We start from the raw sequence: 26942 nt of genomic DNA, 5'->3' as shown, positions 1-26942 counted from the left end.
GGGGTGCCTTCCTACTTCTTCGCGTTGCGGGTGGTGGAGACCTGATACAGCGCGACGGAGGTCGCGATGCCGGCGTTCAGCGACTCGGCGGCGGTCGAGATCGGGATCGACACGATCTGGTCGCAGGTCTCTGCGACCAGGCGGGAGATCCCCTTGCCCTCCGACCCGGTGACGATCACGACGGGGCGGTCGGCCAGCTGCAGGTCGGGCAGCATCACGTCGCCGTCGCCGTCGAGCCCCAGCACGAACACGCCCTGCTTCTTGAACTCCTTGAGCATGGTCGTGAGGTTCGTGGCGAGAGCGACCGGGATGCGCGCCGCTGCTCCTGCGCTCGTCTTCCACGCCGCCGAGTTGACCCCGGCCGAGCGACGCTGCGGAAGGATCACGCCGTGCCCGCCGAAGGCCGCCGTCGAGCGGATGATCGCGCCGAGGTTGCGCGGGTCGGTGATGCCGTCGAGAGCGACGAACAGCGGAACCTGCCCCCTGCTGATGACCTTCTCGAGCAGATCCTGCGGGTGCGCGTACTCGTACGGCGGCACCTTGATGGCCACGCCCTGGTGCACGCCGTCGAACCCGGCCATGCGGTCGAGCTCCTGACGTGTCACCTCGAGGACCGGGATGCCGCGGTGCGTGGCGATCGACAGCATCTCCTTGACGCGGTCGTCCATCTCCACGCGCTGGGCGATGTAGAACGACGTCGCGGGGATCTTCGCGCGCAGCGCCTCGAGCACCGAGTTGCGGCCGGTGACGAACTCGGTCTCGGTGGTGTTGTCCTTCGCCCTCGCCGAGCGGTTCGGGTTCCCACCAGCGGCCTGGCGCTGGCCGGGCCTTCCCTTGCCTCCGGACGCGGCGTAGCGCTCGGCGGCGGCCTTGCGCTTGCCCGCCGGGTGCCAGGCGCGGTCCTCCGCCTTCGGGGTCGGTCCGCGGCCTTCGAGGGCCTTCCGTCCGAGTCCGCCCGTGCCCTTGCTCGGGCCCTTCTTCTTGCCCTTGCCCGCTGAGGGGTTGCCTGGCTTAGCCATCGATACTCCAATGAGTTCCGGCCGGAGAGTCCTCCAGCGTGATTCCTGCGGCGGCGATCGCGTCACGGATGCGATCCGCCGCCGCCCAGTCCTTGTCAGCGCGCGCCTGGGCGCGCTGGGTGATCATCGTCTGCACGAGCGCGTCGAGAGCGGATGCCGTGGCACCCTCGCCCCCGGACCCGGTGTCCCCCGGCCCGAGGCCGAGGACATCCGTCATCGCCAGCACGGATCGTGCGGCGTCGAGCACGGCGTCCGTCTGTCCTGCGTCGAGTGCCGAGTTCCCCGCGCGCACCGTCTCGTGCACGACGGCGAGCGCCTGGGGGACGCCGAGGTCGTCGTCCATCGCCGCGACGAAGGCTGCGGGAAGCTGCGCCGCCGCGTCCAGATCGCCGGGGGCATGACGCCGAGCACGCTGCAGGAAGGTCTCGATCCGTCCGAGCGCCGCCTCGGCCTCGGCCCACGACGCGTCCGTGAGATCGAGGCTCGACCGGTAGTGCGCGGCGGCGAGCGCGTAACGGACCACGAGCGGCTCGTGCGTCTTCAGCACGTCGGATGCCAGGGTGAAGTTGCCGAGAGACTTCGACATCTTCTGCCCGCCGACGGTCACGAGACCGTTGTGCACCCAGTACTGCGCGAACCCGAGGCCCGCAGCCGTCGACTGCGCCAGCTCGTTCTCGTGGTGGGGGAAGCGCAGATCGAGTCCGCCGCCGTGGATGTCGAACGCGTCGCCGAGGTAGCGGCGCGACATCGCCGAGCACTCGATGTGCCAGCCGGGTCGACCGGGTCCCCACGGCGAAGCCCAGGTGGCGTCCGCCGGCTCTCCCGGCTTGGCGCCCTTCCAGAGCGCGAAGTCCTGCGGGTTGCGCTTGCCGCGCGGGTCGGCGTCGGCCGCAGCCTCCATCGCATCGACGGACTGGTTCGTGAGGGAGCCGTACTCCGCCCACGAGCGCACGTCGAAGTACACGTCGCCTGAGCCGTCGGGCGCCGGGTACGCGTGTCCGCGCTCGATGAGCGTCGAGATCAGCTCCTGCATCTGCGGGACGGATGCCGTCGCCCGAGGCTCGTACGTGGGCGGGAGGATGCCGATCGCGGAGTACGCGCTCGTGAACTCCTGCTCCATCCGGTACGCGAGCGCCCACCAGGGCTCGGCATCCGTCGCGTTCGCGAGGACCTTGTCGTCGATGTCGGTCACGTTCCTCACGAACGTGACACGTGTGCCGTCGTACGACAACCAGCGACGCAGCAGATCGAAGCTGAGCGCTGCGCGGACGTGCCCGATGTGGGGTCCAGACTGCACCGTGGGTCCGCACACGTACATCGTGACGTTCTCGGGATCGAGAGGCACGAAGTCGCGCAGCAGCTGTGCGCGGGTGTCGTAGAGGCGGAGAGTCACCGCACAAGCCTACCGGGCGCGCCGTCGCGAAGCCTGGGCGCGCCGCAATGCGTCACGCGGAGTGGAGCGGCCTCAGTCGACCGGCAGGACCTGCCCGGTCTGCACGCCCAGGACGCTCTTCGCGTACGCCTGACCCACCCGGTGCGACGACACCGGGATGAATCCGGGGAAGGACGAGTGATACGACGGCGCGTCCTCCAGCACGGACGGGCTGACGGCGTTGATGCGGATGCCGCGCGGGAGCTCAGGCGCCGCTCCGAGGACGAACGACTCGAGCGCCCCGTTGGCGAGGGATGCCGCAGCCCCGGTCGCGATCGGCTCCCTGGCGAGGATGCCGGAGGTGAGGGTGAAGGACCCGCCGTCGCGCACGAAGGGCGTCCCGATCCGCACGATGTCGAGCTGTGAGAGCACCTTGCCCCGGAAGGCCGATTCGTACGCGTCGCGTCCGAGCTCGGTCAGCGGGGCGAACGGCACGCTCCCGACCGCCGCGATGACGGCGTCGACGGTGCCGACCTCGTCGAACAGGCGCGCGATGGATGCCGGGTCGGTCACGTCGACGGCGGGGTTCCCGCTCCGGGAGGCGGCGATGATCTCGTGCCCCTCCAGCGCGGCCTGCGCCGCACGCCCGACATGCCCTGATGCTCCGATGATGAGGATCTTCAACTCGACTCCTTCTGCCGTGGTCACGCTAACGGGCAACGAGGGGACGCCGTCCGGCATTCCCGCACGGCGCGGCGCCCGTGGTTCAGGAGGCGTGGACCATCGCGATCGCCGTGACCGCGATGCCCTCCCCACGTCCGGGGAAGCCCAGGCCGTCGGTCGTCGTCGCCGTCACCGACACCGGGGCGCCCCCGAGGGCGGCCGAGAGCACGGCCTCCGCTTCTGATCTGCGTCCGCTGAAGCGCGGCCTGTTGCCCTGGAACTGGACGGACACGTTGCCGATCGCGAAGCCCGCCGCCTCGAGGATCTCCCTGGTGCGGGCGAGGAACACCGGCGCATGCGCTCCGGCGTACTCCGGATGCGCCGTGCCGAAGTGCTCGCCGATGTCACCGAGGCCGGCGGCCCCGAGCAGGGCGTCCACGATCGCGTGGGCGACGGCGTCCCCGTCCGAGTGTCCGGAGAGCGGCTGCTCCCCCGGCCAGACAAGCCCGGCCAGCCACAGATCACCCTCCCCTCCGAAGGCGTGCACATCGGTGCCGATGCCGACGCGGACCGCGCCTGCGGACCGGCTCGGTGCCGAGAGCAGATGCCGCGCCCGCTCGAGGTCTGCCGGTGTGGTGATCTTGAAACCGCGCTCCGACCCGGGGATGTGGCGCACCGCGTGCCCGGCGGCCGCGAAGAGGGCGGCGTCGTCGGTGTACTCGACCCCCGCCGTCCGCGCCTCGGCGTAGGCCGACTCCAGGAGTGCACGGGGGAAGCCCTGCGGCGTCTGCGCGGCCGCGAGCTCGGAGCGGTCGACGGCTCCGGTGACCCCGTGCTCGTCGACCCGCTTCAGGGTGTCGACCACCGGCAGGACCGGGATCACGCCCGAGGCGTCGTCGACGGCCGCGGCGACCGCGTCGATCACCGCAGCGGGTGTGAGCGCTCGGGCCGCGTCGTGCACGAGCACGGTCTCCACATCGCCCCACAGTGCCGCGAGGCCGGCAGCCACCGACTCCTGTCTCGTCGCGCCGCCCGTGACGACACGGCCGAGGTCGGCCCGCTCGCCGGCGGCGGCGAGCAGTTCGCTCTCGGCATCCCCTTCGAATCCGGCGGGCGCGACCACGACGACCTGCGCAGGAGCCGCCGCGAACACGCCGTCGAGGGCGTGGCGCAGGATCGAGTGGGCGTCGATGCCGACGAAGGCCTTCGGCCCTCCCCCTGCCAGGCGGGTGCCGGAGCCTGCGGCGACGACGATGATCGCGGTGTGCGGAACGGGAAGCATGCTCACACGCTACCGGGCATGAGAAAAGGGCGGATGCCGAAGCATCCGCCCTTCACGAAGAGTCTCAGGAGGCGAGGACCTCGTCGAGCAGCGCGCCCGCCTTGTCCTCGTCGATCTTCTCGGCCAGAGCCAGCTCCGAGATGAGGATCTGGCGAGCCTTCGCCAGCATCCGCTTCTCACCAGCGGAGAGACCGCGGTCCTGGTCACGGCGCCACAGGTCGCGAACGACCTCGCTGACCTTGATCACGTCACCCGATGCGAGCTTCTCCAGGTTCGCCTTGTAACGGCGAGACCAGTTGGTGGGCTCCTCGGTGAACGGCGCGCGCAGCACCTCGAACACGTGGTCGAGGCCCTCCTTGCCGATCACGTCGCGGACGCCGACCAGGTCGACGTTCTCTGCAGGAACCTCGATGATCAGATCACCCTGGGTGACGTTGAGCTTCAGATACTTCTTCGCCTCACCCTTGATGATGCGCTCCTTGACCTCGATGATGGTCGCAGCGCCATGGTGCGGATAGACGACGGTCTCGCCAACCTCAAAAAGCATAAAAACGTGTCCTTTCGGCAACCTCAAGGATACCACAGGGATTATGCGCTAAGGTTCGCGCCCCCTCATCCACGGGCGCTCTCGACTTACCCATAGAATGGGAGGCGGATATCCCGCCGGACCTCAGGAGGACCCGTGAAATCGCGCATCGTCGCGTCTGCCGCCATCAGCGCCCTCGTTCTGCTCGGCGCGACCGGGTGCACGTTCATCACCCCGCAGTCGACCAAGATCGAGTACGCGGCGTCCGACGGCGTGAACGTCTCCGACGCCTCCGGCCCGCTGGTCGTCCGCAACGCCTTCATCGTCGCGAACGAAGACGGCTCGCTCGGCAACCTGGTCGCCGCGATCGTCAACCCGACCACGGAGAAGGCCACCATGACGATCACGCTCGACGGCAACGATCCGTTCGCCGTGACGGTCCCCGGCGGCAGCACCGTGAGCCTCGGCACCAAGGCCGACGACGCGCTGCGCATCTCCGACCTCGGCGCCATGCCCGGCAGCACGGTCGAGGTGCACTTCCAGTCCGGCGACAGCACCGGCACCAAGGCGCAGATCCCCGTCCTCGACGGCTCGCTCCCCTACTACTCCGACCTGGTGCCCTCAGCCGACAAGCCCCAGCCGTCGCCGACGCCCGTCCCCACCGACACCGCGGCTCCCGCGCCGTCGAACTGACGCCGCACCGCGCACGCAGAAGAGGCCGGCACCCATCGGGTGCCGGCCCCTCTCGTATCCGCGGAGCTCAGCCCTCGAACCGATAGCCGAGTCCGCGCACGGTCACGAGCATCACCGGCTCGCCGGGGTTCTGCTCGATGCGGGAGCGGATGCGCTTGATGTGCACGTCCAGGGTCTTCGTGTCGCCGAAGTAGTCGCTGCCCCAGACCCGGTCGATGAGCTGGCCCCGGGTGAGCACGCGACCGGAGTTGCGCATGAGCACCTCGAGGAGCTCGAACTCCTTCAGCGGCATGTTGATCTGCTCTCCGTCGACCGAGACCGTGTGCCGGTCGATGTCGAGAGACACCCGGCCGCCGTCGAGGACGCGCTCGTCGAGCTCGCTGTCGGCCTGCACGACCCGTCGCAGCACCGCCCGCATGCGGGCGAGGAGCTCGCGCGAGGAGTAGGGCTTGGTGATGTAGTCGTCGGCGCCGAGCTCCAGCCCCACCACGATGTCCACCTCGGAGTCCTTCGCGGTGAGCATGATGATCGGCACGGCGGACGTCGAGCGGATCTGTCGGCACACCTCGGTGCCCGGCATGCCCGGCAGCATGAGGTCGAGCAGCACGATGTCCGCTCCGCGCTCGCGGAACGCCGTGAGCGCACCGGGTCCGTCTTCGGCGATCTCGACCTCGTACCCCTCCCGGCGCAGCAGATAGGCCAGGGGGTCGGCGAGGTCGGGCTCGTCTTCGACGAGGAGGATGCGGGTCATACTGTCTCTCCGTTTCGAACGCGGACCGCGTCGGCGGCTTTGGCCGCCTTGCGCTCGCGCTTCTTCTTGCGCTTCTTCTCCTTCTTCCCCGCATCCGCCGCTGGCGAATCGATACGGGGAAGTCGGACGGTGAAAGTGGATCCGCGACCGGGGCGCGACCACAGCAGCACTTCGCCGCCGTGACGCTGCGTCGCGTGCTTGACGATCGAGAGCCCGAGACCGGTGCCGCCGGTGCGCCGGGAACGCGCCTCGTCGGCGCGGTAGAAGCGCTCGAAGATGCGCTCCCTGTCAGCCTCGGCGATGCCGATGCCCTGGTCGGAGACCGCGATCTCCACGACACCTCCGTCGGCCCGCACGCCGACGCCGACGCGCGACCCCTTGGGCGAGTAGACGATGGCGTTCGCGATGAGGTTGCCGACCGCCTCGATGAGGATCTGCGCGTCCCCGCGCACCCACACACCGCGGTCGCCGCCGCGGGCGAGGTCGACGCCGGCGGAGTCCGCCTGGACCGCATGCGCCTCGATGGATGCGGCGATCACCTCGTCGATCGAGACGGGGCGGACGTCGCCGAGGCCGTCGTCGGCCTGCAGCCTCGACAGGCTCATGATGCGCCCGGTCAGCTGCCCGAGCCGGTACGCCTCTGCGGAGATGCGGGCCGCGAAGATGCGCACCTGAGCGGGGTCGTCCGCCGCCGACTCGATCGCCTCGGCCAGGAGGGTCACCGCGCCGACCGGCGTCTTCAGCTCGTGACTGGTGTTGGCCACGAAGTCGCGACGCATCTGATCGAGCCGCTCCTGCTCCGTGACGTCGCGGATGATGAGCAGCGACATCCGCGGGCTGATCACGCTGGCCCGCGCGGAGACGAGACGGGGGTCGAGGCTGAGCCCTCCCCGGGTGATGCGGAGCGACTCGGTGGCCGTGCCCCCGGTGCTGCGCACGCCGCGCACGAGCTGTCGCAGCTCGGCGTTGTCGAGGGTGGCGCCGACCTCGATGCCGAAGCGCGCCGCCGCGTGGGACGCCGCGAGCACGAGCCCCGACGTGTCGACCACGCACGCGGCGTCGTCCATGCTGCCCAGCACATCGGTGACGCCGTCGGGCACGATGGTCGACGTCTCCTCGACGACGCGGGCGCGAGCGCGATAGGCCCAGACCACGAGCAGCGAGAGCGCGACGCCGATCGCCAGCCCGATGGCGAGCGAGAACAGCGCGATCTGCGGCAGGGTCATGAGTCCAGCGTAGAGTGCGTTCACCGGCCGCTCGGCGGGTTTCCGGGCGCCCACGGCATCCGGAGAAGTACTATTCACGTGCTGGGCACCGTTCGTTAACCTTCGGGGCACACAATCGCTTCGGGCCTGTGCGGGAGTGCGGCCCTCCCCTCTCGCGCGGCTCTCGCCGTCGAGATCCGAATGAAAGGTTGCGCCCAACATGCGCGAAGTCTTCCACCAGTCCCTCGAGGACCTGCAGAACCGCCTCGTGGAGATCGCGGACCTCGTCACGGTCTCGATCGACAAGGCGACCCGCGCGTTCGCCACGAGCGACGTCGCGCTGGCCGAGGAGGTCATCGCCGACGACGCGAAGATCGACGAGCTTGCCGTCGAGCTGGACGAGCAGGCCATCGAGATCCTCGCCCGTCAGCAGCCCGTCGCCCGCGACCTGCGCATCGTCGTCAGCGCCCTGCGGGTGAGCGCATCGCTCGAGCGCATGGGCGACATGTCCGAGCACATCGCCCAGCTCGCACGCCTGCGCTTCCCCGAGCGCGCCATCCCGAAGGGCCTCAAGGGCACCTTCAAGCGCATGGGCGAGCTGGACGTCGAGATCGCGCGCACGCTCAGCGAGCTGCTGCGCACCCAGGATCTGCGCCTCGCGGACGCCATCCGCAACTCCGATGACGATGTCGATGAGCTTCACGTGAACGTCTTCGACAAGGTGCTCAGCGACAACTGGAAGGGCGAGGCGACCGCGACCGTGGACGCCACCCTGGCCAGCCGCTACCACGAGCGCTTCGCCGACCACGCGGTGGCCGTCGCGAAGAAGGTCGTCTACCTCGCGACCGGCGACTGGCAGATCGACGAAGAGGACATCGCCCTCGCCGTCGAGCAGCAGGAGGCGGAGCAGGCCGACCTCGGCCACGCCTGACCCCGTTCACGACGACGCCCCACCCGAGTGCTCAACTCAGGTGGGGCGTCGTCGTTCAGGTGAGGCGTCGAGCCCCGCTGCTGCTACTTCTTGCCCTGGGCGGCGACCGCGGCCGCGCCCGCGGCTGCGGCCTCGGGGTCGAGGTAGCGGCCGGGGCCCGTCGGCACGTTGTTCTCGTCGAGCTCGTAGACCAGCGGGATGCCGGTGGGGATGTTGAGCTCGGCGATGTCCTCGTCGCTGATGCCCTCGAGGTGCTTCACGAGGCCGCGCAGCGAGTTGCCGTGCGCGGTGACGAGCACGGTCTTGCCCGCCTCGAGGTCGGGGACGATCGCGCTCTCCCAGTACGGCAGCAGACGGTCGATCACGAGCTTGAGCGACTCGGTGCGCGGGACCTCGCCGTCGATGCCCGCGTAGCGCGGGTCGTTCACCTGGCTGAACTCGCTGTCGTCGTCGAGCACGGGCGGCGGCACGTCGAAGGAGCGACGCCACAGCTGGAACTGCTCGGGGCCGAACTCCTCGAGCGTCTGCGCCTTGTCCTTGCCCTGCAGGGCGCCGTAGTGGCGCTCGTTGAGGCGCCACGAGCGGGTCACGGGGATCCACAGGCGATCGGCCGCGTCGAGCGCGATGTTCGCGGTCTGGATCGCGCGGCTCAGCAGCGAGGTGTGGAGCACGTCGGGAAGGATGCCGGCCTCGGCGAGCAGCTCGCCGCCGCGCTGGGCCTCGGCCTTGCCCTGCTCGTTCAGGCGGACGTCCACCCAGCCGGTGAAGAGGTTCAGTTCGTTCCACTCGCTCCGGCCGTGGCGGAGCAGGATCAGGGTGCGCGTCGCAGTCATGCAGCCAGTTTATCGGCGGGGCTGGAAGGATTGACTCATGGCGTCATCTCCTCTCGGCCGGCCGACGCGCGGCACCACGGGGACCAATCGACTCCGGCGCAACGACCGCTGGATCGCCGCGAGCGACGCCTTCCGCCGCGCTGGCGACCCCCTCGTCGTCGATCTCGGCTACGGCGCGAGCGGCGTCACCGCCTTCGAGCTCGCCGCTCGTCTCCAGCGTGTGAGGGCGGATGCCGAGGTCAGAGGGCTCGAGATCGACCCGGCACGCGTGGCGCTCGCGACCGAGCAGCTCGATGACGTGCGTGCGGGGCGCACATCATTCCCCCACGACCTCGCCGTGTCGTTCGGGCGCGGAGGCTTCGAGGTGCCGCTGCCATCAGGACGCCGCGCCGCCGTGATCAGGGCGATGAACGTGCTCCGACAGTACGACGAGGCCGATGTGCCGGACGCGTGGCGCACGATGGCGGCACGCCTGTCTCCCGGCGGGCTGCTCGTGGAGGGGACCTGCGATGAGATCGGCCGCATCGCCAGCTGGATCGACATCGGACCCGACGGGATGCCGGTGCGCTTCACGATCTCGCTGCGCCTTGCCGAGTTGGAGCGTCCGAGCATCGTGGCCGAGCGGCTGCCGAAGGCTCTCATCCACCGGAACGTCCCCGGCGAGCGCGTGCACGCTCTTCTCGTCGACCTGGACCGCGAGTGGGACCGTGCGGCTCCCCTGTCGACGTTCGGCGCGACGCAGCGCTTCCTCGCCGCGGTGTCGGCACTGAAGGATCAGGGTTGGCCCGTTCTCGGCGGTAAGACCCGCTGGCGCCTCGGCGAACTCACGCTGCCCTGGGAGGCCGTGACCCCGCTCCTCGCCCGTTGAGCGGCCGCTGCCGTCGAGCGCCCCTCGGTCGTTGAGCGAGGGGCGCAGCGACCAAGACGAAACGCCTCATCCGACGCGCGGCGTCGACCGACGCGTTTCGTGGCCGCTCAAGACCGGCGACGTTCTGCTGCTGGCGGTGTCTCGCTCCGCTCGCTCCACTCGCTCAACGACCCGGGGCGATACGGCCCCGAACGGCGCCACGGTTGAGCGCCCGCAACGACGTGGCTCAGACGTCGCGCGGATCCGGCGCGCTGGGGCGGCGCGACAGCCGCGTGAGCCGCGGGATGTCTGCGGTGGCGCCGGCATCCGCGGGGACGATCACCTGCTGGGATGCGGCGATGTCGGCGCCGTCCGTCCGCACGACGAGGTCTCCCGACGGGGCCCGACGGGACAGGATCGCGAGGGCGATGGGACCGTCCTCGTGGTGCCGGGCGACCGAGGTGATCCGCCCGACCTCGTCCTCGCCAGCGAACACAGGGTCTCCGACGGTCGGGAGCACGGCATCGCTGCCGTCGAGGTGCAGCGCGGCCAGGCGCCGCGGCGGGTGGCCGAGGTTGTGCACCTTCGCGACCGTCTCCTGCCCGCGGTAGCACCCCTTGTTCAGATGCACGGCCGTGCGGATCCAGTCGGACTCGTGCGGCAGCGAGCGCTCATCGACCTCGGCGGCCCAGCGCGGACGCCAAGCGGCGACGCGGAGCGCCTCCGTCGCGAGCAGGCCGGCCACGGCATCCGGTCCGACGGACGCGGCGAGCACCTCAGCGCCCTCGGTCGTCACGATCGCGACGCGCCAGGCGAGCTCCGCTCCTGGATGCTCCGCGACCTCGGAGTACTGGTGCCCTCCGGCGCTGACACGCTGCCAGGGGTCGGCCCAGACGAGGGGCAGGTCGTTCGGAGCCGCCGCCGCGGCCACCGCGATCTGCGCCGCCGAACCGCCGTCGACGAAGCCGACCAGCTCGAGATCGTCGCGGACGGCCACCTCTGCCTGGGTGCGGAATTTCATGCGGATGAGCCAGGTCGCCAGGGGCTGGGCATCGGCTGTGTCGGCGATGAGCCAGGTCGACGACCCGTCATCGAACACACCGGCCGCGTGCTCCACTCGGCCCTGCGGATCGAGCACCAGGAGCTCGGTGCTGTCGCCGGGTGCGAGCCGGCCGACGGCCTGCGAGGTGATCGAGTCGAGCCAGCCGAGCCGCTCGGGGCCGGAGACCTCGATGACGGTGCGGTCGCCCAGGGGGGCGAGCGCGTCTCCCGAGGCGAGGCGCCGCTGCTCGCGGAACGCGTCTCCGAAGTGCTCGATCCCGTGCTCTCCCGATACCGCTCCGGCGATCGCCGCGAAGCCGGTCATCTCAGACCCTCGCCAGGCGCGCGGAGGCGTGCGAGCGCAGCGGAGTGCCGAGCGCGGCGACATCCCATGCCCACAGCAGGTGGCCGTCGACCAGTCCGTACATGCGCGACGCCGCTCCGTACTCCTTGGCGCCGGCGCCGCGGACGATCGCATCGGAGGCGATGTCGACGCGCGGACCGTTGATCTCGCCCAGGTACAGCTCGAGCGTTCCGTCGGAGTGCGCGAGAGACACTTCGAGAGGGAAGCCTCCGGATGCCGATCGCAGCAACTCCACGTCGTCGACGCCGCGGGCGACGGGCTCCGCCGTCGGCGGGAGCAGCGCAGGTCCGGCATCCGCATCCGTCGCCGGTCGCGACAGCCGCCAGAATCCGCTCTCGGCGGTCAGCGGGATCGATGCGACCTCGTCGAGACCGGTGAAGGTCGCCGTCGCCGCGTAGTTGAGGAAGGGGCCGCCGTCATGGCTGAAGCTCACGCGGTGCGCGAACTCGCCCTGGAGGCGTTCGTCGCCGACCGGATAGTCGATGACGCCGGTGCCCTCCCAGACGCCGATCAGCCAGGCGAGGGGCGCGAGGTCTGCGGGAAGGTCGGTGGGCAGCTCGAGCATGCGCTCAGCGCTGGCCGCGGAAGAGGTTGCGCAGCACCACGACCGAGACGAAGGCGATGGCGAGGCTCGCAAGACCCAGGAGGCCGATGAAGAAGAATTCGAGCGCGACGAGATCCATGCGTCCAGCCTACCCCCACCGCGCCCGGTCAGGCGGGGACGAGGGCGGCCAGACCGAATCCGACTGAGATCAACCCTGTGAGCAGGAGCGCCCCGGTGATGCTGCACGCGACGCGGAAGATGAACCCCTGCGTGCTGCCGTACCAGAGCTGCACGGCGAAGGACAGCAAGATGAGTCCGCCGAACGCGACGAGGAGCCAGGAGACCCGCCACTCCTCCGGCACGAACACGCCGACGGCGACCGACGCGAGAAGCGCAGCCCCCCAGACGACGAACACGCCGACGAAGGCGTTGCGCGGCGCGAGTGCGGGTTCCGTCATGGCTCTATTGTCACCCATCCGTCTCGAAGACGTCGTCACCTTCGACGCCCGGTATCATGGCGGCACGGCGAAGTCCGTCGTCCGAGAGGAGAGCGCGTGGCCCAGATCCTGGTGCTGACCAGCGCCCCCGACTCAGAACACGTCCTGCCCGCGCTGGAGCTGCTGAGCCACCGCGTTCGCCAGATCCCCGCCGAGCCGGCCCATCTCGTGAACGCGCCCGAGTACGACATCGTCGTCGTCGACGCCCGCTCCGACCTGGTCGGAGCGAAGTCCCTGTGCCGCCTGCTGCGCGCTGCGGGGCAGGACTCCCCGCTGCTCCTGGTCGTCACGGAGGGCGGCATGAGCGCGGTGTCCGGCGAGTGGGGCGTCGACGACGTGCTGCTGTCGACGGCGGGGCCCGCCGAGACCGACGCCAGGGTGCGGCTGGCGCTCGCCCGCCACGACGAGGTCGCCGAGCCCTCTCGCGTGCAGGCGTCCGGCGTCACGATCGACGAGCAGTCGTACTCCGCCAAGCTGCGCGGCAAGCCGCTCGACCTCACCTACAAGGAGTTCCAGCTCCTGCACTTCCTCGCCACGCACCCCTCGCGCGTGTTCACCCGCGAGCAGCTGCTCAGCGAGGTGTGGGGCTACGACTACTTCGGCGGCACCAGGACGGTCGACGTGCACGTCAGGCGACTGCGGGCCAAGCTCGGCGACCAGGAGCAGATCATCGGCACCGTGCGCAACGTCGGCTACCGGTTCAACGTGTACGACGACGACAGCGTGGTGGCCGCGCGGTAACGGAACCGTTCCGTTCACACGCGCGTCACCTCTCGGTGCTTAGATGTACCCCATGATCGATCCCGCACTCGCCGACGCAGGTCTCGGTGACTCCGAAGACGACGACTTCGATGCCATCGAGTCCCCCGACTCGCTCCTCCCCGACCACCGCTACCTCGACCGCGAGCTGAGCTGGCTCGCGTTCAACCAGCGGGTGCTGGAGCTGGCAGAGGACCCGAGCCTTCCGGAGCTCGAGCGGGCGAACTTCCTGGCGATCTTCGCGAGCAACCTCGACGAGTTCTTCATGGTGCGCATCGCCGGACTCAAGCGCCGCATCATGACGGGTCTCGCCGTGCCCACCAACATCGGCCGCTCGCCCGTCGACGCGCTCGCGGACATCTCGCGCGAGGCGCACGCCCTGCAGCTGCGGCACGCCGAGGCCTGGACGAGCCTGGTCCGTCCTGCTCTCGCCGATGCCGGCATCGAGATCGCCGACTGGGACGAGCTCACCGCCGACGAGCGCGCCGCCCTGTCGGAGTACTTCCAGGCGCAGGTCTTCCCCGTGCTCATGCCGCTGGCCGTCGACCCCGCGCACCCCTTCCCCTACATCTCCGGATTGTCGCTCAACCTCGCGATCCGCATCCGCAACGCCCGGACCGGGCGCCAGGAGTTCGCGCGCCTCAAGGTGCCGCCGATGCTCCCCCGCTTCGTCGAGGTGCCGGGGACGAGCGAGATCACACGGTTCATCCGCCTCGAAGAGCTCATCGCGAACCACCTGGGCGACCTGTTCCCCGGCATGGAGGTCCTCGACCACCACGCGTTCCGCCTCACCCGCAACGAGGACATGGTGATCGAGGAGGACGAGAGCGAGAACCTCATCCAGGCCCTCGAGGCCGAGCTCATGCGACGCCGGTTCGGTCCGCCGATCAGGCTCGAGATCACGGACGACATGGATGACGTCACGCTCGAGCTGCTGGTCCGCGAGCTCGACATCACCGACCAGGAGGTGTACCGCCTTCCCGGTTCGCTGGACCTGCGCGGTCTGTTCGGCCTCTCGCGCATCGATCGGCCTGACCTGCGCTACGCGCCCCACCTGCCGACCACGGCCGTCGCGTTCCAGCCCACCGGAAGCAACACGCGCGCCGACATCTTCAAGGCGATCCGCAAGTCCGACGTGCTCGTGCACCACCCGTACGAGTCGTTCACGACCAGCGTCGTCGCGTTCCTGGAGCAGGCGGCCCGCGACCCGCACGTGCTCGCCATCAAGCAGACGCTGTACCGGACCTCGGGCGACAGCCCGATCGTGCAGGCCCTGATCGATGCCGCCGAGGCCGGCAAGCAGGTGCTCGCCCTCGTCGAGGTGAAGGCCCGCTTCGACGAGGCGAACAACATCGTGTGGGCGCGCAAGCTGGAGAAGGCGGGCGTGCACGTCGTCTACGGTCTCGTCGGACTGAAGACGCACTGCAAGCTCGCTCTCGTCATCCGCGAAGAGGACGGCGTCCTGCGTCACTACTCGCACATCGGCACGGGCAACTACAACCCGAAGACCAGCCGCATCTACGAGGACTTCGGACTGTTCACGACGGATCCGCAGGTCGGCAAGGACCTCACGCGCCTGTTCAACGAGCTGAGCGGCTACGCGATCGAGAAGAAGTTCAAGCGTCTGCTCGTCGCTCCCCTCCACCTGCGCAAGGGGCTGCTCCGCCAGATCGACGGCGAGCGCAAGAACGCCGAGGCGGGGAAGCCGGCGCGCATCCGCATCAAGGTCAACTCGATGGTCGACGAAGAGGTCATCGACGCCCTGTACCGTGCGAGCGCGGCCGGCGTGAAGGTCGAGGTCTGGGTGCGCGGCATCTGCAGCCTCCGCACCGATCTGGAAGGCATCAGCGACAACATCACGGTGCGCAGCATCCTCGGCCGCTATCTCGAGCACTCCCGGATCTTCGCCTTCGAGAACGACGGCGACCCCCAGGTGTACATCGGCAGCGCCGACATGATGCACCGCAACCTCGACCGTCGCGTCGAGGCTCTGGTGCGCGTCACCGATCCGCAGCATCTGCAGGAGCTGCTGGCGTTCTTCGACCTCGCCATGGACCCCGGCACGAGCTCGTGGCACCTCGGGGCCGAGGGAGTGTGGCAGCGCCACGCCGAAGACGCCGACGGCAACCCGCTCGTCGACCTGCAGGATATGACCATGGGGTTGATCCAGCGGCGCCGCCGCGCACGGGCGGTTCGATGACGTCTCCGCAGACGAAGTCGTCGCCCACGCGGGCGAAGTGGACGGACAAGGCCGTGTACGCGGCCGGGGCCGTGGTCTGGCGCATCGTCGACGGCAAGCTCCGCATCCTGCTGATCCACCGCGGCAAGTACCGTGACGTGACGCTCCCCAAGGGCAAGGTCGATCCCGGCGAGATGCTCGCCGAGACGGCCGTGCGCGAGGTGCACGAGGAGACCGGCATCCGCGTCTCGCTCGGGGTGCCCGTCGGAGTCAGCCGCTATCACCTCCCCTCGAACAAGCAGAAGGTCGTGCACTACTGGGCGGCCGAGGCGACGGAGGACGCGATCCGCGCCTCGACGTTCGTTCCGAACCGCGAGATCGCCGCGATCGAATGGGTGAGCGTGAAGAAGGCGCGGGCGCGTCTGAGCTACCCGGTGGATCACGAGATCCTCGACTTCTTCTCCACGCTCGTCGACGACGGCGTGCTGCGCACCTTCCCCGTGATCGCGCTGCGGCACGCGAAGGCCCTCTCGCGTTCCGAGTGGGACGAGGCGGATGCCGCTCGGCCGCTCACCGAGCGCGGGCGCCGGCAGGCCGCGTCGATCGTCGGCCCCCTGCGGGCCTTCGGCGTCCGACGCATCGTCACGAGCGACGCGATCCGCTGCGTCGCCACGGTCGCCCCTCTCGCGAAGGCGCTCGGACGCAAGCCCACCCTCACCGCGAAGATCAGCCAGGACGCCTGGGAGGACGGATCCGACGATCTCCGCAGCGTGGTCGGCAAGCGCGTGCGCTCGGGCAAGCCCGCCGTCCTGTGCAGCCACGGTCCCGTCCTGCCAGGCCTCCTGACCGAGATCGCCTTGGCGACCGGCACCATCCGCGGCTCCTACGTGAGCAGCGCCGCCGCTCTCGAACCGGCCGCGTTCTCGGTCGTGCACCTCTCGGCATCCAATCCCGGCTCCGGGATCATCGCGATCGAGACGCACATCCCCAAGGTCTGAACCCCGTTCGGATGCCGCGACCCGTCTGGAGGGGAATCCAGAGAGTCGCCCGCCGTTCACCTTCCGTTCACCTGGGCGGGAGAATCTCGTTAACCGCCGCGCTTAGCGTCACTGTGTGCCCTGCACCGGGCCCATTCCCATTCCCGATCGAACGGATCCACAGTGAAGATCTCCCGCATCGCCCGAATCGGCGCCATCGGCGCCGTCGCTGCCCTCGCTCTCGCCGGCTGTGCCGCGAACGAAGGCGGCACCGGCGGCTCCACCGACGCTCCCACGTCCGACGCCCCCGCTCTCTCGGGCTCGCTGGTCGGCTCGGGCTCCTCGGCCCAGCAGGTCGCCATCCAGTCGTGGACCGCTGAGTTCCAGAAGACCAACCCCGACGCCGTGGTCGAGTACGACCCGGCCGGCTCCGGCGCAGGCCGCGAGTCCTTCCAGCAGGGCGCAGTGAACTTCGCCGGCTCCGACCGGGCCTTCAAGACCGACGAGGTCAAGGCCGGCGGCTTCGGCGCCTGCGTCGACGGCTCCGACCTCATCGAGGTCCCCGCGTACGTCTCCCCCATCGCCATCGTCTTCACGCTCGACGGCATCGACTCGCTCGACCTCGACCCCGAGACCATCGCCGGCATCTTCGCCGGAAAGATCACCAAGTGGAACGACCCGGCGATCGCCGCGACCAACAAGGGCGTCGACCTCCCCGACCTGGCGATCTCGCCGGTGCACCGCTCCGACAAGTCGGGCACCACGGGCAACTTCACCGACTACCTCGCTCAGACCGCCCCCGACGCCTGGACCTTCGGCAGCGTCGAGGAGTGGCCGACCGAGCTCGGCGGCGAGTCCGCGGAGAAGACCTCGGGCGTCGCCAACGCCGTCAAGGGCGGCCAGGGCCTCATCGGCTACATCGACTCCTCGCAGGCCGCCGACTTCGCGTCGGTCAGCGTCAAGGTCGGCGACGAGTTCGTCGCGCACTCCGCCGAGGGCGCCGCGATCACCCTCGACGCCTCCAAGGTCGAGGACGGCCGCACCGAGGGCGACCTCGCGTTCGCGATCGACCGCACCACGACCGAGAAGGGCGCCTACCCGGTGCTCCTCGTCAGCTACCTGATCGCCTGCGCCGAGTACGAGGACGAGAACGTCGCCGCCCTGACCAAGGCGTTCTTCACGACCGCCATCAGCGCCGAGGGCCAGGACGCCGCCGCGAAGAACGCCGGCAGCGCCCCGATCTCCGACGACCTGCGCACCAAGGCGCAGGCCGCGATCGACCTCATCAAGTGACCCAGTAGACGGTGTCCGGGGTGCCACGGCATCCCGGACACCGTCTGTCCGCACCCGATACCCGAACATCACCGAGCAGGAAGCAGCTCCCATGACAGCCACGACAGCGGAGGCTCCAGCCCGCATCGTCGCGAAGAAGCGCGCCGGCGACATCTGGTTCTCCGGCACGGCGGTCGCCGCCGGCTCCATGATCATGATCACGCTCGCCGCGGTCGCGATCTTCCTCATCGTGCAGTCCATTCCCGCCTTCACCGCCGACCACGAGACCGCATCACTGCTGACGACCGGCTTCTGGGACTACGTCGGCCCGCTGCTGTTCGGAACCCTCTGGGCCGCGTTCCTCGCGCTGCTCATCGCCGTGCCGCTGTCGCTCGGCGTGGCGCTCTTCATCACCCACTACGCACCGCGCCGCCTCGCGCAGACCATCGGCTATGTTGTCGACCTGCTGGCCGCGGTGCCCTCCGTCGTCTTCGGCCTGTGGGGCATCTTCGTACTCGCCCCCGCGGTGCAGCCGGTCTATGTCTGGCTCAACACCAACCTCGGCTGGATCCCCTTCTTCGGCGGGGTCGTCTCGCCGACGGGCCGCACCATCCTCACCGCCGCGATCGTGCTCGCGGTCATGGTGGTGCCGATCATCACGGCCATCTGCCGCGAGATCTTCCTGCAGACCCCCCGCCTCCATGAGGAGGCGGCGCTCGCCCTCGGCGCCACGCGCTGGGAGATGATCCGCATGGCCGTGCTGCCCTTCGGCCGCTCCGGCATCGTGTCAGGATCGATGCTCGGCCTGGGGCGCGCCCTCGGCGAGACGATGGCCGTGGCCATGGTCCTCTCCGTGAGCAAGGCCGTCACGATCGAGATGCTCACCTCGACGAACCCCTCGACGATCGCCGCGAACATCGCGCTCACCTTCGCCGAGGCCTACAAGACGAACATCAACGTCCTCATCGCGACCGGTCTGATCCTGTTCATCGTGACCTTCGCGGTGAACGCGGTCGCGCGCTGGTTCGTGAACCGCCGCAAGGAATTCTCGGGAGCGAACTGACATGACCGTGATCGCCCCCCAGACGCCTCGCGCGATCCAGACCTCGCGCGCATCGCTCTCCTCCGGCCACCTGCCCCGCTGGACCCCCTGGGCCCTTCTCGGCATCGCGCTCGTCGTCGCCGCCGCACCGTTCGGCGTGATGGCCGCGGCATCCGGGTCCGCCTTCAACATCGCCGGAAGCCTCGTCGTCGGCGCCATCCTCTACCTGATCATCGTCTACGTGACCTCGCGCATCGTCGAAGGACCGCGCAAGGCGCTGGACCGCTTCGTCACGGGCGTCGTCACCTCCGCGTTCCTCATCGCGATGGTGCCGCTGGTCTCGGTCGGCTGGACCGTGATCTCCAACGGCATCGCGCGCATCGATCCGCTGTTCTTCAACTCCTCGATGCGCGGAGTGCTCGGCGAGGGCGGCGGAGCGCTGCACGCCATCATGGGCACGCTGCTCGTCACGCTCGCCGCCACGATCATCTCCGTTCCGATCGGCCTCATGACGGCCGTCTACCTGGTCGAGTACGGCCGGGGCACGCGTATGTCGAGGATCATCACCTTCCTCGTCGACGTGATGACCGGCATCCCGTCGATCGTCGCCGGTCTGTTCGCCTACGCCGTGTTCGCGCTGATCTTCGGCCCCGGTGTGCGCATGGGCATCATGGGCTCCGTGGCGCTGTCGGTGCTCATGATCCCGGTCGTCGTGCGCTCCACCGAGGAGATGCTGCGTCTGGTGCCGAACGACCTGCGCGAGGCGTCGTACGCGCTGGGCGTGCCGAAGTGGCTCACGATCGTCAAGGTCGTGCTGCCCACCTCGATCGCCGGCATCACGACGGGCGTCATGCTCGCCATCTCGCGCGTCATCGGCGAGACCGCTCCGCTGCTGCTCACCGCCGGATTCACCGACGCGATGAACTACAACCTCTTCGGCGGACGGATGCAGACGCTGCCGGTGTTCATCTACTCGCAGTACGCGTACCAGGGCATCCCCGCCGAGGCCTACGTGGACCGCGCCTGGGCCGCCGCCCTCACACTGATCGTCATCGTCATGGTGCTGAACCTGGTCGCGCGCATCGTCGCGAAGGTGTTCGCCCCGAAGACCGGCCGCTGAGCCACAACCCGAAGGAACCTCACGTGTCCAAGAGCATCGAAGTCAACGACCTCAACGTCTACTACGGCGACTTCCTCGCCGTCGAGGGCGTCTCTCTCGACATCGAGCCGCGCAGCGTCACCGCGTTCATCGGCCCCTCGGGCTGCGGCAAGTCGACCTTCCTCCGCACGCTGAACCGCATGCACGAGGTCATCCCCGGCGCTCGCGTCGAGGGCCAGGTGCTCCTCGACGGAGACGACCTGTACGGCGCGACCGTCGACCCGGTGACCGTCCGCCGCCAGGTGGGCATGGTCTTCCAGCGCCCGAACCCGTTCCCCACCATGTCGATCCGCGAGAACGTGCTGGCCGGCGTCAAGCTCAACAACAAGCGCATCTCGAAGTCCGACGCCGACGCACTGGTGGAGAAGTCGCTGCAGGGCGCGAACCTGTGGAACGAGGTCAAGGACCGTCTCGACAAGCCGGGATCCGGCCTCTCGGGCGGCCAGCAGCAGCGTCTGTGCATCGCGCGGGCCATCGCGGTCTCCCCCGACGTGCTCCTGATGGACGAGCCCTGCTCGGCCCTCGACCCGATCTCGACCTACGCGATCGAGGAGCTGATCGGCGAGCTCAAGACCGAGTACACGATCGTCATCGTGACGCACAACATGCAGCAGGCATCCCGCGTCTCCGACAAGACGGCCTTCTTCAACATCGCCGGCACCGGCAAGCCCGGCAAGCTCATCGAGTACGACAACACCACGAGCATCTTCACGACTCCGTCCGTCCAGGCCACCGAGGACTACGTCTCCGGCCGCTTCGGATAAGCCCCGGCCGCTCCGGCTCGGTCCTCCGTCTCGGGGGGGCACAGCTTCGGAGTCCGGATGAGAAACGCCGTGCGATCGTGAGATCTGCACGGCGTTTCTTCGTTCCGCTCCGAAGCTGTGCCCGGACACGGGTTCCGAAGCTGTGCCCGCGCCTGAGCTCCGAAGCTGTGCTCGTTCGTGGACTCCGAAGCTTGTGTCTGGGCCAGGGATCCACCTCTCCTCCACGGGATCGAGAGTCTCGGATTTCGTCCACCGATCGTGGGCTGGCGGCTCGGACCAACCACCCGCCGATCCCATCCTTTACGGGTGTGCAGTACGACATCGATTGACATCTGGACCTGGAGCGAACTCCGAAAGTCGCAGTCCCGCCGAGAGATCGAGCGACGCGTGCGCGTTGGGGATCTCCGCCGACTCCGACGCGGAGTGTATGCGGCGCCCACGGCATGCGCCCCGGCAGCGGAAGCCGCAGAGCATGGCGGATCGCTCGGATGCGAGACCGCGGCGCGACACCTGGGAATATGGGTGCTCGATGACGTGGACGTACATGTATGGATGCGTCCTGACAGACACCACCACGGCATCTCCTCGCGGAGGTGCACCTGCATCCGTCACTGGGATCGCGGTCCGTCCCCCGAGACCTTCGCCCTGCCCGCTGTTCCCCGCGTACTTCTTCAGATCTACCGCTGCAGGGGTGCGGAGGCCTTCTTCGTGTCGCTCGAATCGGCACGACGACTCGGCCTGATGACGAACGAGGAGTTGCGCTGGCTGCGACGAGTGATCGATCGCGCGGGCAAGGATCTCATCGACTTCTCTCGAGCGGACGCCGACAGCGGGCTCGAATCGCTCGTCAGGCTGCGTATCCGCAAGTACGGGTGGAGCGTCCGCACGCAGGCCTACGTCGTCGGAACGGGCCGCGTGGATCTTCTGATCGACGGATGGCTGATCATCGAGACGGACGGAAGAGCCAACCATGACTCGACGTCGCATCGGCACCAGGATCTCACGCGCGATGCCTCCTCTGCTCTCTGGGGGCACGTCTCCTTGCGCTTCGACTACGCGATGGTGCTGTACGACTGGGACCTCGTCGAACGGTCGATCGTGTCCACCATGACGCTCCGCCCCTGATCCGATCCCGCCTCCTCTCCCGACGTGTCAGGGCACAGCTTCGGATAAGACGAGACGACACGCCGTCTGGGACCCCTAAACGGCGGCATGTCGCACTGCCGCTCCGAAGCTGTGCCCGGAATCGGCACACCCGCTCCCCCGGGATCAGCCCCCGGGGTCAGCCCAGACTTCCCCGGGGTCAGTCGCGGGGAGACAGGAGGTATGCGTTCAGCTCGGCCGTGAGGGCGGCGTCGACGGGCAGCTCCACCCCGTCGACCGCGGTGATCGGAGCGGCGAGACGGACGCTCGAGACGAGCCAGGCGGCATCCGCCGTGGCGAGGTCGGATGCCGGGATCTCGGCGTACCCGGCCTCGAAACCGCGGGCCGCGAGGTGGTCGTAGACGCTGAGCTGCGTCGTCCCGTGCAGGATGCCGCCGTTCGGCGCCGGCGTGACGAAGCGGTCCCCGAAACGGAGGATGAGCGAGGCGGTCGGCGCCTCCAGGATGAATCCGTCGCTGGAGAGGAAGACCGCGTCATCCGCTCCCCGACGGTGCGCCTCGCGCAGCGCCGCCATGTTGACCGCGTACGAGAGGGTCTTGGCGCCCAGCAGCAGCCACGGCGCACGCTCGGCGACGTGCAGGTCGTACCCGCGGTCGAGCGTCACGACGCGGATGCCGTGCACGCGCGCGGCCGAGAAGTCCGCCGCGGGCGCCGCCGTCACCCAGGCCGTCGGCGTGGGGCCGTGCTCGACGCCGCGACTGAGGATGAGCTTGATCACGGCCTCCCCCTCGCCGCACTCCGCCGCCGCGACCGCGACCGCCTGCCGCCACTGCTCCTGATGGGGCGCCGGGAGGTCGCACAGCCGCGCGGAGTGCGCGAGGCGCTCCAGGTGCGGCACGACCTCCTGCGCGTGCCCGTCGACCACGCCGATCGATTCGAACACGCCGTCTCCGCGCTGGGTGCTGAGCTCGCCCACGCTGAGCGCGGGGGCCGCGGCATCCACCATCGTGAAGGTGTCTGCGAAATCGGCGCGCTCCTCGGATGCGGCGACGGGATCGATCATGAGTGCGAAGCGCCGGGTCATGATCCGAGCCTAGAGGTCGGGAATAGCGGAGGCGAGATCGCGTTACACTTGATCGGCCGGGCCGCATAACCCCGGGCTCCAATTTTTGCCGCTGCGAGCGGCCTTCCGCCGAGAGGCGTTCTTGCGGCCCGGTCTTCTCATACCCGGTTCCATCGGGCCTCCGCCGCCCTGGCGCCTCCGGTCAGGCCAGCGCGTCCATCCGCCACAGCACCGCGGCCGCGGACAGGTCCTGCCCGTAGGCGCTCAATCTCAGCGCCCTCGTGGTGAGCTCGCTCGCCCTCGCCGGTTCCGTCGCCTCGTAGTCGTCGGCCAGGTGCGTCGCGCCCGAGGCCTGCACGCGGCAGAACGCCGCCGCCCTGTCGAGCGCGACCGCGAAGTCGCCCCGGAAGGCGCCGCGCAGGATGGTGTCGATCAAGGCGACGAGCTCGTCGGGGTTCGCCGGGACCGGCGCTCCAGCGATGACCGCGTCAGCCGACGCGAGCTCGACGCGTCCGCGCTCGTAGAGCAACGCCGCCGTCTGCGGGTCGCCGTGGATCGCCAGCTGCAGCACGTAGAGCCGCCACAGCGCGCCCGGGAGCGTGCGGGAGGGGGCTTTCGACCACAGCTCCGCGATCTCGTCGATGCCGTGCTCGGCGGTGAAGGCGACGAGACGCTCGGCGCTGACGCCGCTCTCGTCGGCACGCACCCTGGTGAGCAGGGCGGATGCCGTCGCGTGCGCGACCCGCGTCTCCTCGGCGGGGTCGTGGGAGCCGACGATGTTGTCGAAGGCGCTGGTGGGGCGGCGCACAGGGCGATGGTGCTGCTCGGGCATCCCTCCAGGGTACGCGCGTCGGGCGGCGTTCAGGCGGTGGGGATGACGATCACCGGGTCTGAGGTCGGGACACCGGTGGGTGATCCTCCCGACTGCTCGACCGTCACGGCGATCGCGTCGCCCGCCTTCATCTCACCGCGCAGCTCCGCGGTGGCCTTCCCGTCGTCCACGGAGAAGGTGCCCGCCGACACCGCCGTGTCCCCGCGCACGAACCACAGCTCGTACGTCTGCCCGTCGGCCGGAGCGGCGATGCCCTCCGTGACGAGCACGGCCCTGCCCAGGGATGCCGACCAGTGCGCCGTAGCGCTGCCGCCCGTTGCCACGGGCACCTCCGCCTGCTGCGCATCGCCTGATGCCTCGATCTGCTCCAGGGCGACGACGGCCGCCGGCCGGTTCAGATAGGAGCTCAGAGCGGTCGCGCCCATGCCGAGGCCGACCAGCAGCACGAGGCATGCGGCGAGCGCGAAGAGGATCCGCAGTCCGCGACGACGTTCACGGGGAGCCGGCTGGGGGTCCCCCGCGGGCGTGTCCTGCGGGTGAGCCGCAGAAGAGTGCGGGCGGCTCGCGGCATCACGTCCGCCGTCATCGGTCCTGTCACGGGTCTCGGCGGCCGGGGTCGGAGCAGGTGGAGCCGACGCCGTCTCCCGGTCACCCTGCGGCGCGTCCGCGATGGCGGAGAGGAGAGCCGAGCGGATGTCCGCCGGAGGCGTCACCGGAGGGACGGGCAGCGCGAGCGCGGCAGCGGCCTCGGCATCCGCTCGGGCGATCCGCCGCCATTCGGGGTGCACGGCCAGGGCGGTGCGGAACCGTCGCTCGTCATCGGGAGACAGCGCGTGCAGCGCCGCCGCCGCGGAGAGCTCTGCGAACTCCTGCTCGTTCATGCCGTCACCCCCATCGCGCTGCGGAGACGCATGAGCCCGTCTCGCATCCGTGTCTTGATCGTCCCCAGCGGTGCTCCCACGAGCACCGCGATCTCGTTCTGACTGTATCCGCCGTAGTAGGCGAGGACGAGAGCCTCCCGCTGCGCCTCGGGTAGCCCCGAGAGCGCATCGACGACCTTCTCTCCCTCGATGCCCATTTCGACCTGCTCGGCGACGCTGTCGTGCGCCACCCCGATGTCTCTGAGCCCCGCCCGCACATCGCGATCGGCACTGGACTGGGATGCACGCACCCTGTCCACCGCTCGACGATGGGCGATCGTCATCACCCAGGTCCGTCCCTGCCCTTTGTTCGGAGCGAAGCGGTCGGCGGATTGCCAGATCTCCAGGAACACCTCCTGGAGCACCTCCTCGCTCTGCGAGCGGTTGACGAGCACGCGGAGGATGAGACCGAACACGCGGGGCGACAGCGTGTCGTAGAGCGCGGCGAACGCCGCCTGGTCGCCGTCGGCGATGCGCCCGAGGAGATCGGCGACGGCATCCCGCGCCGTTCCGTCCTCGGGTACGTCCACCCCGTCGATGACCATCTCCACCAGCATGCCGCATCTCCTCTCGATCTCGTGCAGACCTCACCCGAAGGTGAAGGAATAGACCTGCACTCCGGTGGGCACCTCGAGGGTGAACGACCCCTGGGCGACGGCATCCGCCTTCTCCAGGGCGTAGGAGCGTGGAGTGCCGTCAACGCGGATGCGCTGCTCGTTGCCCTTGTCATCGCGCACGACGACCTCGCCAGAGCCGGCGACGACCATGCGCACCTCGGCGGCGTGATAGTTCAGGCGGATGCTGCCGGAACCGCCTGACGGCGTCGCATACTGCGTCTCGACCGTCCAGCCTCCGCCGAGAGCGAAGCTGTCGTCCGGCTGCTCGTCGGGGAGCGCGAAGTCGCGGGTGCCGGAGCGGTACTCCGTGCCGCCGCCGTAGTTCACGTCCTTCGAGGAGCCGAGGAACGTCTCCCGCGTCGTCGAGCCGACGTCGGGCGTCTCATCGACGACATCCGTCGCCGCGGGCAGCTGGACAGCGGGATCGGCGTCCTTGAGCAGCTCCCGGATGAGCTTCTCGGTCGCGGCGTAGTTGCCCTCGCCGAAGGAGATGTGGCGGACGGTCCCCTGCGCATCGATGAGGTAGTGCGCCGGCCAGTACCGGTTGCGGTAGTTCGTCCACGTCGCGAGGTTGTTGTCCAGGGCGACCGGGTAGTCGATGCCGAAGTCGGCGACTCCCGCGGCGACGTTGCCCGGATCCTTCTCGAACGCGTACTCCGGGGAGTGGATGCCGATGACCTCGAGCCCCAGGTCGCGGTACGCGGCATCCCAGGCGACGACGTGCGGGAGCGAGCGCTGGCAGTTGATGCAGGAGTACGCCCAGAAGTCGATCAGCACGACCTTGCCGCGGAGGCTCTTCAGATCCACGGCCTCACCCCCAGGGGTGTTGAGCCACTGCTGGATCCCCTTGATCGAGGGCGCCGCGCCGCAGGATTCGAGTTCGGCGGCGCCGTTCGTGCACTTGTCGAGGTCCTTGTTCTCGTCGTTCACGAGGCCGCCGAGGTCGAGGGCATCCGACACCTGATCCGAATCGGCCAGCCCCTGCTGCAGAGATGACGTGTAGTCGGGCAGAAGGCGCTGCAGCGTTTGCGGGACGTTGAAGACCAGCCCCACGGCGAGCGCGATCATCGCGATCCCCGCGGCGATGCGCAGGCCGCGCTCGCGGGTGCGGAAGGCGCGGATGCGCTCGATGACGCCCCTTCCGGCCAGGGCGAACACCAGGAGCGGCACCGCGACGCCGATCGCGAAGGACACGGTGAGCAGGATCGTCCCGATTCCGATGCGGCCCGTGGAGCCGGCCACGATGATGGCGGCGAGCACGGGGCCCGCGCACGGCACGAACACGGCGCCGAGGGCGAGGCCGACGCCGAACCCGCTGCCCCGGTTCTTGACCTCCCGCTGGCCGAAGCGCTGGAAGGGGCGCTCGAGGATCCGCTCGAACCTCGGCACGAGGAGGCCGACGCCGATGATGACCAGCACGGTGATGCCGACCCAGCGGATGATGTCCTGCGGGAGGTTCAGCAGCCCGAGCAGGAGCGATCCCCCGAGGGTGACGAGCGTGAAGCTCAGCACCAGGCCCGCGATCACCAGGTACGGCCGGCTGCGCTTCGCCGGCACGACCTCACCGTCGAACTTCGCCGACTGCGCTCCCCCCGTGAGGAAGATGACCGGGAGCACGGGCAGGATGCACGGTGAGATTCCGGTGATGAGCCCGCCGAGCAGGCCGATGATGATCAGGTCCATGAG

At 69.4% G+C, this 26942-nt stretch carries 27 protein-coding genes; 11 read left to right on the top strand and 16 right to left on the bottom strand.

Annotation, left to right across the window (positions count from 1 at the left end; translation table 11 throughout):
• Positions 1-11: 11 nt before the first annotated feature.
• From rlmB to MRBLWH10_RS02665, 5 genes are all read right to left on the bottom strand, one after another.
• Positions 12-1019 carry a 23S rRNA (guanosine(2251)-2'-O)-methyltransferase RlmB gene (gene rlmB, locus MRBLWH10_RS02685; protein ID WP_105674013.1) on the bottom strand — a complete coding sequence of 336 codons (1008 nt, stop codon included), beginning with the start codon at positions 1017-1019 and terminating at the stop codon, positions 12-14.
• Positions 1012-2412, bottom strand: coding sequence for a cysteine--tRNA ligase (cysS, locus tag MRBLWH10_RS02680; RefSeq protein WP_341941540.1), 1401 nt, complete (start codon positions 2410-2412; stop codon positions 1012-1014). The genes rlmB and cysS overlap by 8 nt, the downstream gene beginning before the upstream one ends.
• A 72-nt stretch (positions 2413-2484) precedes the next feature.
• Entirely contained in the window at positions 2485-3075 is a 591-nt protein-coding gene (locus tag MRBLWH10_RS02675) for a short chain dehydrogenase (protein ID WP_341941539.1), read from the bottom strand.
• A gap of 82 nt (positions 3076-3157) precedes the next feature.
• Positions 3158-4342, bottom strand: a complete 1185-nt coding sequence (gene ispD / locus MRBLWH10_RS02670; RefSeq protein ID WP_341941538.1) for a 2-C-methyl-D-erythritol 4-phosphate cytidylyltransferase — start codon at positions 4340-4342, stop codon at positions 3158-3160.
• A gap of 58 nt (positions 4343-4400) precedes the next feature.
• Entirely contained in the window at positions 4401-4883 is a 483-nt protein-coding gene (locus MRBLWH10_RS02665) for a CarD family transcriptional regulator (protein WP_045255828.1), read from the bottom strand.
• 135 nt (positions 4884-5018) lie between these two features.
• On the opposite strand from MRBLWH10_RS02665, the gene MRBLWH10_RS02660 reads away from it, so the two are divergent.
• Positions 5019-5555, top strand: coding sequence for a DNA modification methylase (locus MRBLWH10_RS02660; RefSeq protein WP_223586050.1), 537 nt, complete (start codon positions 5019-5021; stop codon positions 5553-5555).
• 67 nt (positions 5556-5622) lie between these two features.
• Here MRBLWH10_RS02660 and MRBLWH10_RS02655 read toward each other — a convergent pair whose 3' ends face one another.
• Together MRBLWH10_RS02655 and MRBLWH10_RS02650 are read right to left on the bottom strand one after the other, a co-directional pair.
• Positions 5623-6306, bottom strand: a complete 684-nt coding sequence (locus MRBLWH10_RS02655) for a response regulator transcription factor (protein WP_105674023.1) — start codon at positions 6304-6306, stop codon at positions 5623-5625.
• A complete protein-coding gene (locus MRBLWH10_RS02650) occupies positions 6303-7532 on the bottom strand; it encodes an ATP-binding protein (protein ID WP_105674163.1) in 1230 nt (409 codons plus the stop codon). The genes MRBLWH10_RS02655 and MRBLWH10_RS02650 overlap by 4 nt, the downstream gene beginning before the upstream one ends.
• A gap of 199 nt (positions 7533-7731) precedes the next feature.
• On the opposite strand from MRBLWH10_RS02650, the gene phoU reads away from it, so the two are divergent.
• Positions 7732-8442: a phosphate signaling complex protein PhoU gene (gene phoU, locus MRBLWH10_RS02645; protein ID WP_105674025.1), complete on the top strand. Its 711-nt coding sequence runs from the start codon at positions 7732-7734 to the stop codon at positions 8440-8442.
• A gap of 83 nt (positions 8443-8525) precedes the next feature.
• On the opposite strand, the gene MRBLWH10_RS02640 is transcribed toward phoU, so the two are convergent.
• Positions 8526-9275: a phosphoglyceromutase gene (locus tag MRBLWH10_RS02640; RefSeq protein ID WP_105674027.1), complete on the bottom strand. Its 750-nt coding sequence runs from the start codon at positions 9273-9275 to the stop codon at positions 8526-8528.
• A 37-nt stretch (positions 9276-9312) separates the two neighbouring features.
• On the opposite strand from MRBLWH10_RS02640, the gene MRBLWH10_RS02635 reads away from it, so the two are divergent.
• Complete coding sequence (locus tag MRBLWH10_RS02635) at positions 9313-10143, top strand: class I SAM-dependent methyltransferase (protein WP_341941537.1); 831 nt, start codon at positions 9313-9315, stop codon at positions 10141-10143.
• Between the two features lie 226 nt (positions 10144-10369).
• Here the strand turns inward: MRBLWH10_RS02635 and MRBLWH10_RS02630 are convergent, their stop codons facing one another.
• The 3 genes from MRBLWH10_RS02630 to MRBLWH10_RS02620 all read right to left on the bottom strand — a co-directional run bounded on the left by MRBLWH10_RS02630 (position 10370) and on the right by MRBLWH10_RS02620 (position 12529).
• A complete protein-coding gene (locus tag MRBLWH10_RS02630) occupies positions 10370-11488 on the bottom strand; it encodes a folate-binding protein (RefSeq protein ID WP_341941536.1) in 1119 nt (372 codons plus the stop codon).
• Position 11489: 1 nt separating this feature from the next.
• On the bottom strand, positions 11490-12092 hold the full coding sequence (locus MRBLWH10_RS02625; RefSeq protein WP_105674033.1) for an FABP family protein: 603 nt from the start codon (positions 12090-12092) through the stop codon (positions 11490-11492).
• A 146-nt stretch (positions 12093-12238) separates the two neighbouring features.
• Positions 12239-12529: a hypothetical protein gene (locus tag MRBLWH10_RS02620; RefSeq protein WP_105674035.1), complete on the bottom strand. Its 291-nt coding sequence runs from the start codon at positions 12527-12529 to the stop codon at positions 12239-12241.
• Positions 12530-12625: 96 nt separating this feature from the next.
• Here MRBLWH10_RS02620 and MRBLWH10_RS02615 point away from each other — a divergent pair, with 96 nt between their 5' ends.
• The 8 genes from MRBLWH10_RS02615 (at position 12626) to MRBLWH10_RS02580 (ending at position 21845) form a co-directional block, all read left to right on the top strand.
• Positions 12626-13309 (top strand): response regulator transcription factor, encoded by a 684-nt coding sequence (locus MRBLWH10_RS02615; RefSeq protein WP_341941535.1) that lies wholly within the window; start codon positions 12626-12628, stop codon positions 13307-13309.
• Between the two features lie 52 nt (positions 13310-13361).
• Positions 13362-15527, top strand: a complete 2166-nt coding sequence (locus tag MRBLWH10_RS02610; RefSeq protein ID WP_341941534.1) for an RNA degradosome polyphosphate kinase — start codon at positions 13362-13364, stop codon at positions 15525-15527.
• Positions 15524-16504 (top strand): NUDIX hydrolase, encoded by a 981-nt coding sequence (locus MRBLWH10_RS02605; protein WP_341941533.1) that lies wholly within the window; start codon positions 15524-15526, stop codon positions 16502-16504. The genes MRBLWH10_RS02610 and MRBLWH10_RS02605 overlap by 4 nt, the downstream gene beginning before the upstream one ends.
• Before the next feature lie 162 nt (positions 16505-16666).
• Positions 16667-17776, top strand: a complete 1110-nt coding sequence (gene pstS, locus MRBLWH10_RS02600; RefSeq protein ID WP_223586044.1) for a phosphate ABC transporter substrate-binding protein PstS — start codon at positions 16667-16669, stop codon at positions 17774-17776.
• A gap of 91 nt (positions 17777-17867) precedes the next feature.
• Positions 17868-18818, top strand: a complete 951-nt coding sequence (gene pstC / locus MRBLWH10_RS02595) for a phosphate ABC transporter permease subunit PstC (protein WP_105674043.1) — start codon at positions 17868-17870, stop codon at positions 18816-18818.
• A 1-nt stretch (position 18819) separates the two neighbouring features.
• Positions 18820-19917 carry a phosphate ABC transporter permease PstA gene (pstA, locus tag MRBLWH10_RS02590; RefSeq protein WP_341941532.1) on the top strand — a complete coding sequence of 366 codons (1098 nt, stop codon included), beginning with the start codon at positions 18820-18822 and terminating at the stop codon, positions 19915-19917.
• A 23-nt stretch (positions 19918-19940) separates the two neighbouring features.
• On the top strand, positions 19941-20720 hold the full coding sequence (gene pstB / locus MRBLWH10_RS02585; RefSeq protein ID WP_105674047.1) for a phosphate ABC transporter ATP-binding protein PstB: 780 nt from the start codon (positions 19941-19943) through the stop codon (positions 20718-20720).
• Positions 20721-21428: 708 nt separating this feature from the next.
• Positions 21429-21845 (top strand): hypothetical protein, encoded by a 417-nt coding sequence (locus MRBLWH10_RS02580; RefSeq protein ID WP_341941531.1) that lies wholly within the window; start codon positions 21429-21431, stop codon positions 21843-21845.
• 178 nt (positions 21846-22023) lie between these two features.
• On the opposite strand, the gene MRBLWH10_RS02575 is transcribed toward MRBLWH10_RS02580, so the two are convergent.
• The 5 genes from MRBLWH10_RS02575 to MRBLWH10_RS02555 all read right to left on the bottom strand — a co-directional run bounded on the left by MRBLWH10_RS02575 (position 22024) and on the right by MRBLWH10_RS02555 (position 26939).
• Positions 22024-22908, bottom strand: coding sequence for an aminodeoxychorismate lyase (locus tag MRBLWH10_RS02575; protein WP_341941530.1), 885 nt, complete (start codon positions 22906-22908; stop codon positions 22024-22026).
• A gap of 181 nt (positions 22909-23089) precedes the next feature.
• On the bottom strand, positions 23090-23719 hold the full coding sequence (locus MRBLWH10_RS02570; protein WP_341941529.1) for a DNA-directed RNA polymerase subunit beta: 630 nt from the start codon (positions 23717-23719) through the stop codon (positions 23090-23092).
• Positions 23720-23748: 29 nt separating this feature from the next.
• Positions 23749-24600: an anti-sigma factor gene (locus tag MRBLWH10_RS02565; protein ID WP_341941528.1), complete on the bottom strand. Its 852-nt coding sequence runs from the start codon at positions 24598-24600 to the stop codon at positions 23749-23751.
• On the bottom strand, positions 24597-25196 hold the full coding sequence (gene sigK, locus MRBLWH10_RS02560) for an ECF RNA polymerase sigma factor SigK (RefSeq protein WP_223586041.1): 600 nt from the start codon (positions 25194-25196) through the stop codon (positions 24597-24599). Before sigK ends, MRBLWH10_RS02565 begins: the two co-directional genes overlap by 4 nt.
• A gap of 30 nt (positions 25197-25226) precedes the next feature.
• Positions 25227-26939, bottom strand: a complete 1713-nt coding sequence (locus MRBLWH10_RS02555) for a cytochrome c biogenesis protein DipZ (protein ID WP_341941527.1) — start codon at positions 26937-26939, stop codon at positions 25227-25229.
• Positions 26940-26942 lie beyond the last annotated feature (3 nt).

It is taken from the genome of Microbacterium sp. LWH10-1.2 (assembly GCF_038397765.1).
GTDB lineage: Bacteria > Actinomycetota > Actinomycetes > Actinomycetales > Microbacteriaceae > Microbacterium > Microbacterium natoriense.
This window is presented reverse-complemented; position numbering and strand designations above follow the sequence as displayed.

Coding starts and splice junctions, on each gene's coding strand:
- rlmB (WP_105674013.1), bottom strand. CDS start 1,019: ATGGCTAAGCCAGGCAACCCCTCAGCGGGCAAGGGCAAGAAGAAGGGC.
- MRBLWH10_RS02665 (WP_045255828.1), bottom strand. CDS start 4,883: ATGCTTTTTGAGGTTGGCGAGACCGTCGTCTATCCGCACCATGGCGCT.
- MRBLWH10_RS02655 (WP_105674023.1), bottom strand. CDS start 6,306: ATGACCCGCATCCTCCTCGTCGAAGACGAGCCCGACCTCGCCGACCCC.
- MRBLWH10_RS02650 (WP_105674163.1), bottom strand. CDS start 7,532: ATGACCCTGCCGCAGATCGCGCTGTTCTCGCTCGCCATCGGGCTGGCG.
- phoU (WP_105674025.1), top strand. CDS start 7,732: ATGCGCGAAGTCTTCCACCAGTCCCTCGAGGACCTGCAGAACCGCCTC.
- MRBLWH10_RS02640 (WP_105674027.1), bottom strand. CDS start 9,275: ATGACTGCGACGCGCACCCTGATCCTGCTCCGCCACGGCCGGAGCGAG.
- MRBLWH10_RS02635 (WP_341941537.1), top strand. CDS start 9,313: ATGGCGTCATCTCCTCTCGGCCGGCCGACGCGCGGCACCACGGGGACC.
- MRBLWH10_RS02630 (WP_341941536.1), bottom strand. CDS start 11,488: ATGACCGGCTTCGCGGCGATCGCCGGAGCGGTATCGGGAGAGCACGGG.
- MRBLWH10_RS02625 (WP_105674033.1), bottom strand. CDS start 12,092: ATGCTCGAGCTGCCCACCGACCTTCCCGCAGACCTCGCGCCCCTCGCC.
- MRBLWH10_RS02620 (WP_105674035.1), bottom strand. CDS start 12,529: ATGACGGAACCCGCACTCGCGCCGCGCAACGCCTTCGTCGGCGTGTTC.
- MRBLWH10_RS02610 (WP_341941534.1), top strand. CDS start 13,362: ATGATCGATCCCGCACTCGCCGACGCAGGTCTCGGTGACTCCGAAGAC.
- MRBLWH10_RS02605 (WP_341941533.1), top strand. CDS start 15,524: ATGACGTCTCCGCAGACGAAGTCGTCGCCCACGCGGGCGAAGTGGACG.
- pstC (WP_105674043.1), top strand. CDS start 17,868: ATGACAGCCACGACAGCGGAGGCTCCAGCCCGCATCGTCGCGAAGAAG.
- pstA (WP_341941532.1), top strand. CDS start 18,820: ATGACCGTGATCGCCCCCCAGACGCCTCGCGCGATCCAGACCTCGCGC.
- MRBLWH10_RS02575 (WP_341941530.1), bottom strand. CDS start 22,908: ATGACCCGGCGCTTCGCACTCATGATCGATCCCGTCGCCGCATCCGAG.
- MRBLWH10_RS02570 (WP_341941529.1), bottom strand. CDS start 23,719: ATGCCCGAGCAGCACCATCGCCCTGTGCGCCGCCCCACCAGCGCCTTC.
- MRBLWH10_RS02565 (WP_341941528.1), bottom strand. CDS start 24,600: ATGAACGAGCAGGAGTTCGCAGAGCTCTCCGCGGCGGCGGCGCTGCAC.
- sigK (WP_223586041.1), bottom strand. CDS start 25,196: ATGCTGGTGGAGATGGTCATCGACGGGGTGGACGTACCCGAGGACGGA.
- MRBLWH10_RS02555 (WP_341941527.1), bottom strand. CDS start 26,939: ATGGACCTGATCATCATCGGCCTGCTCGGCGGGCTCATCACCGGAATC.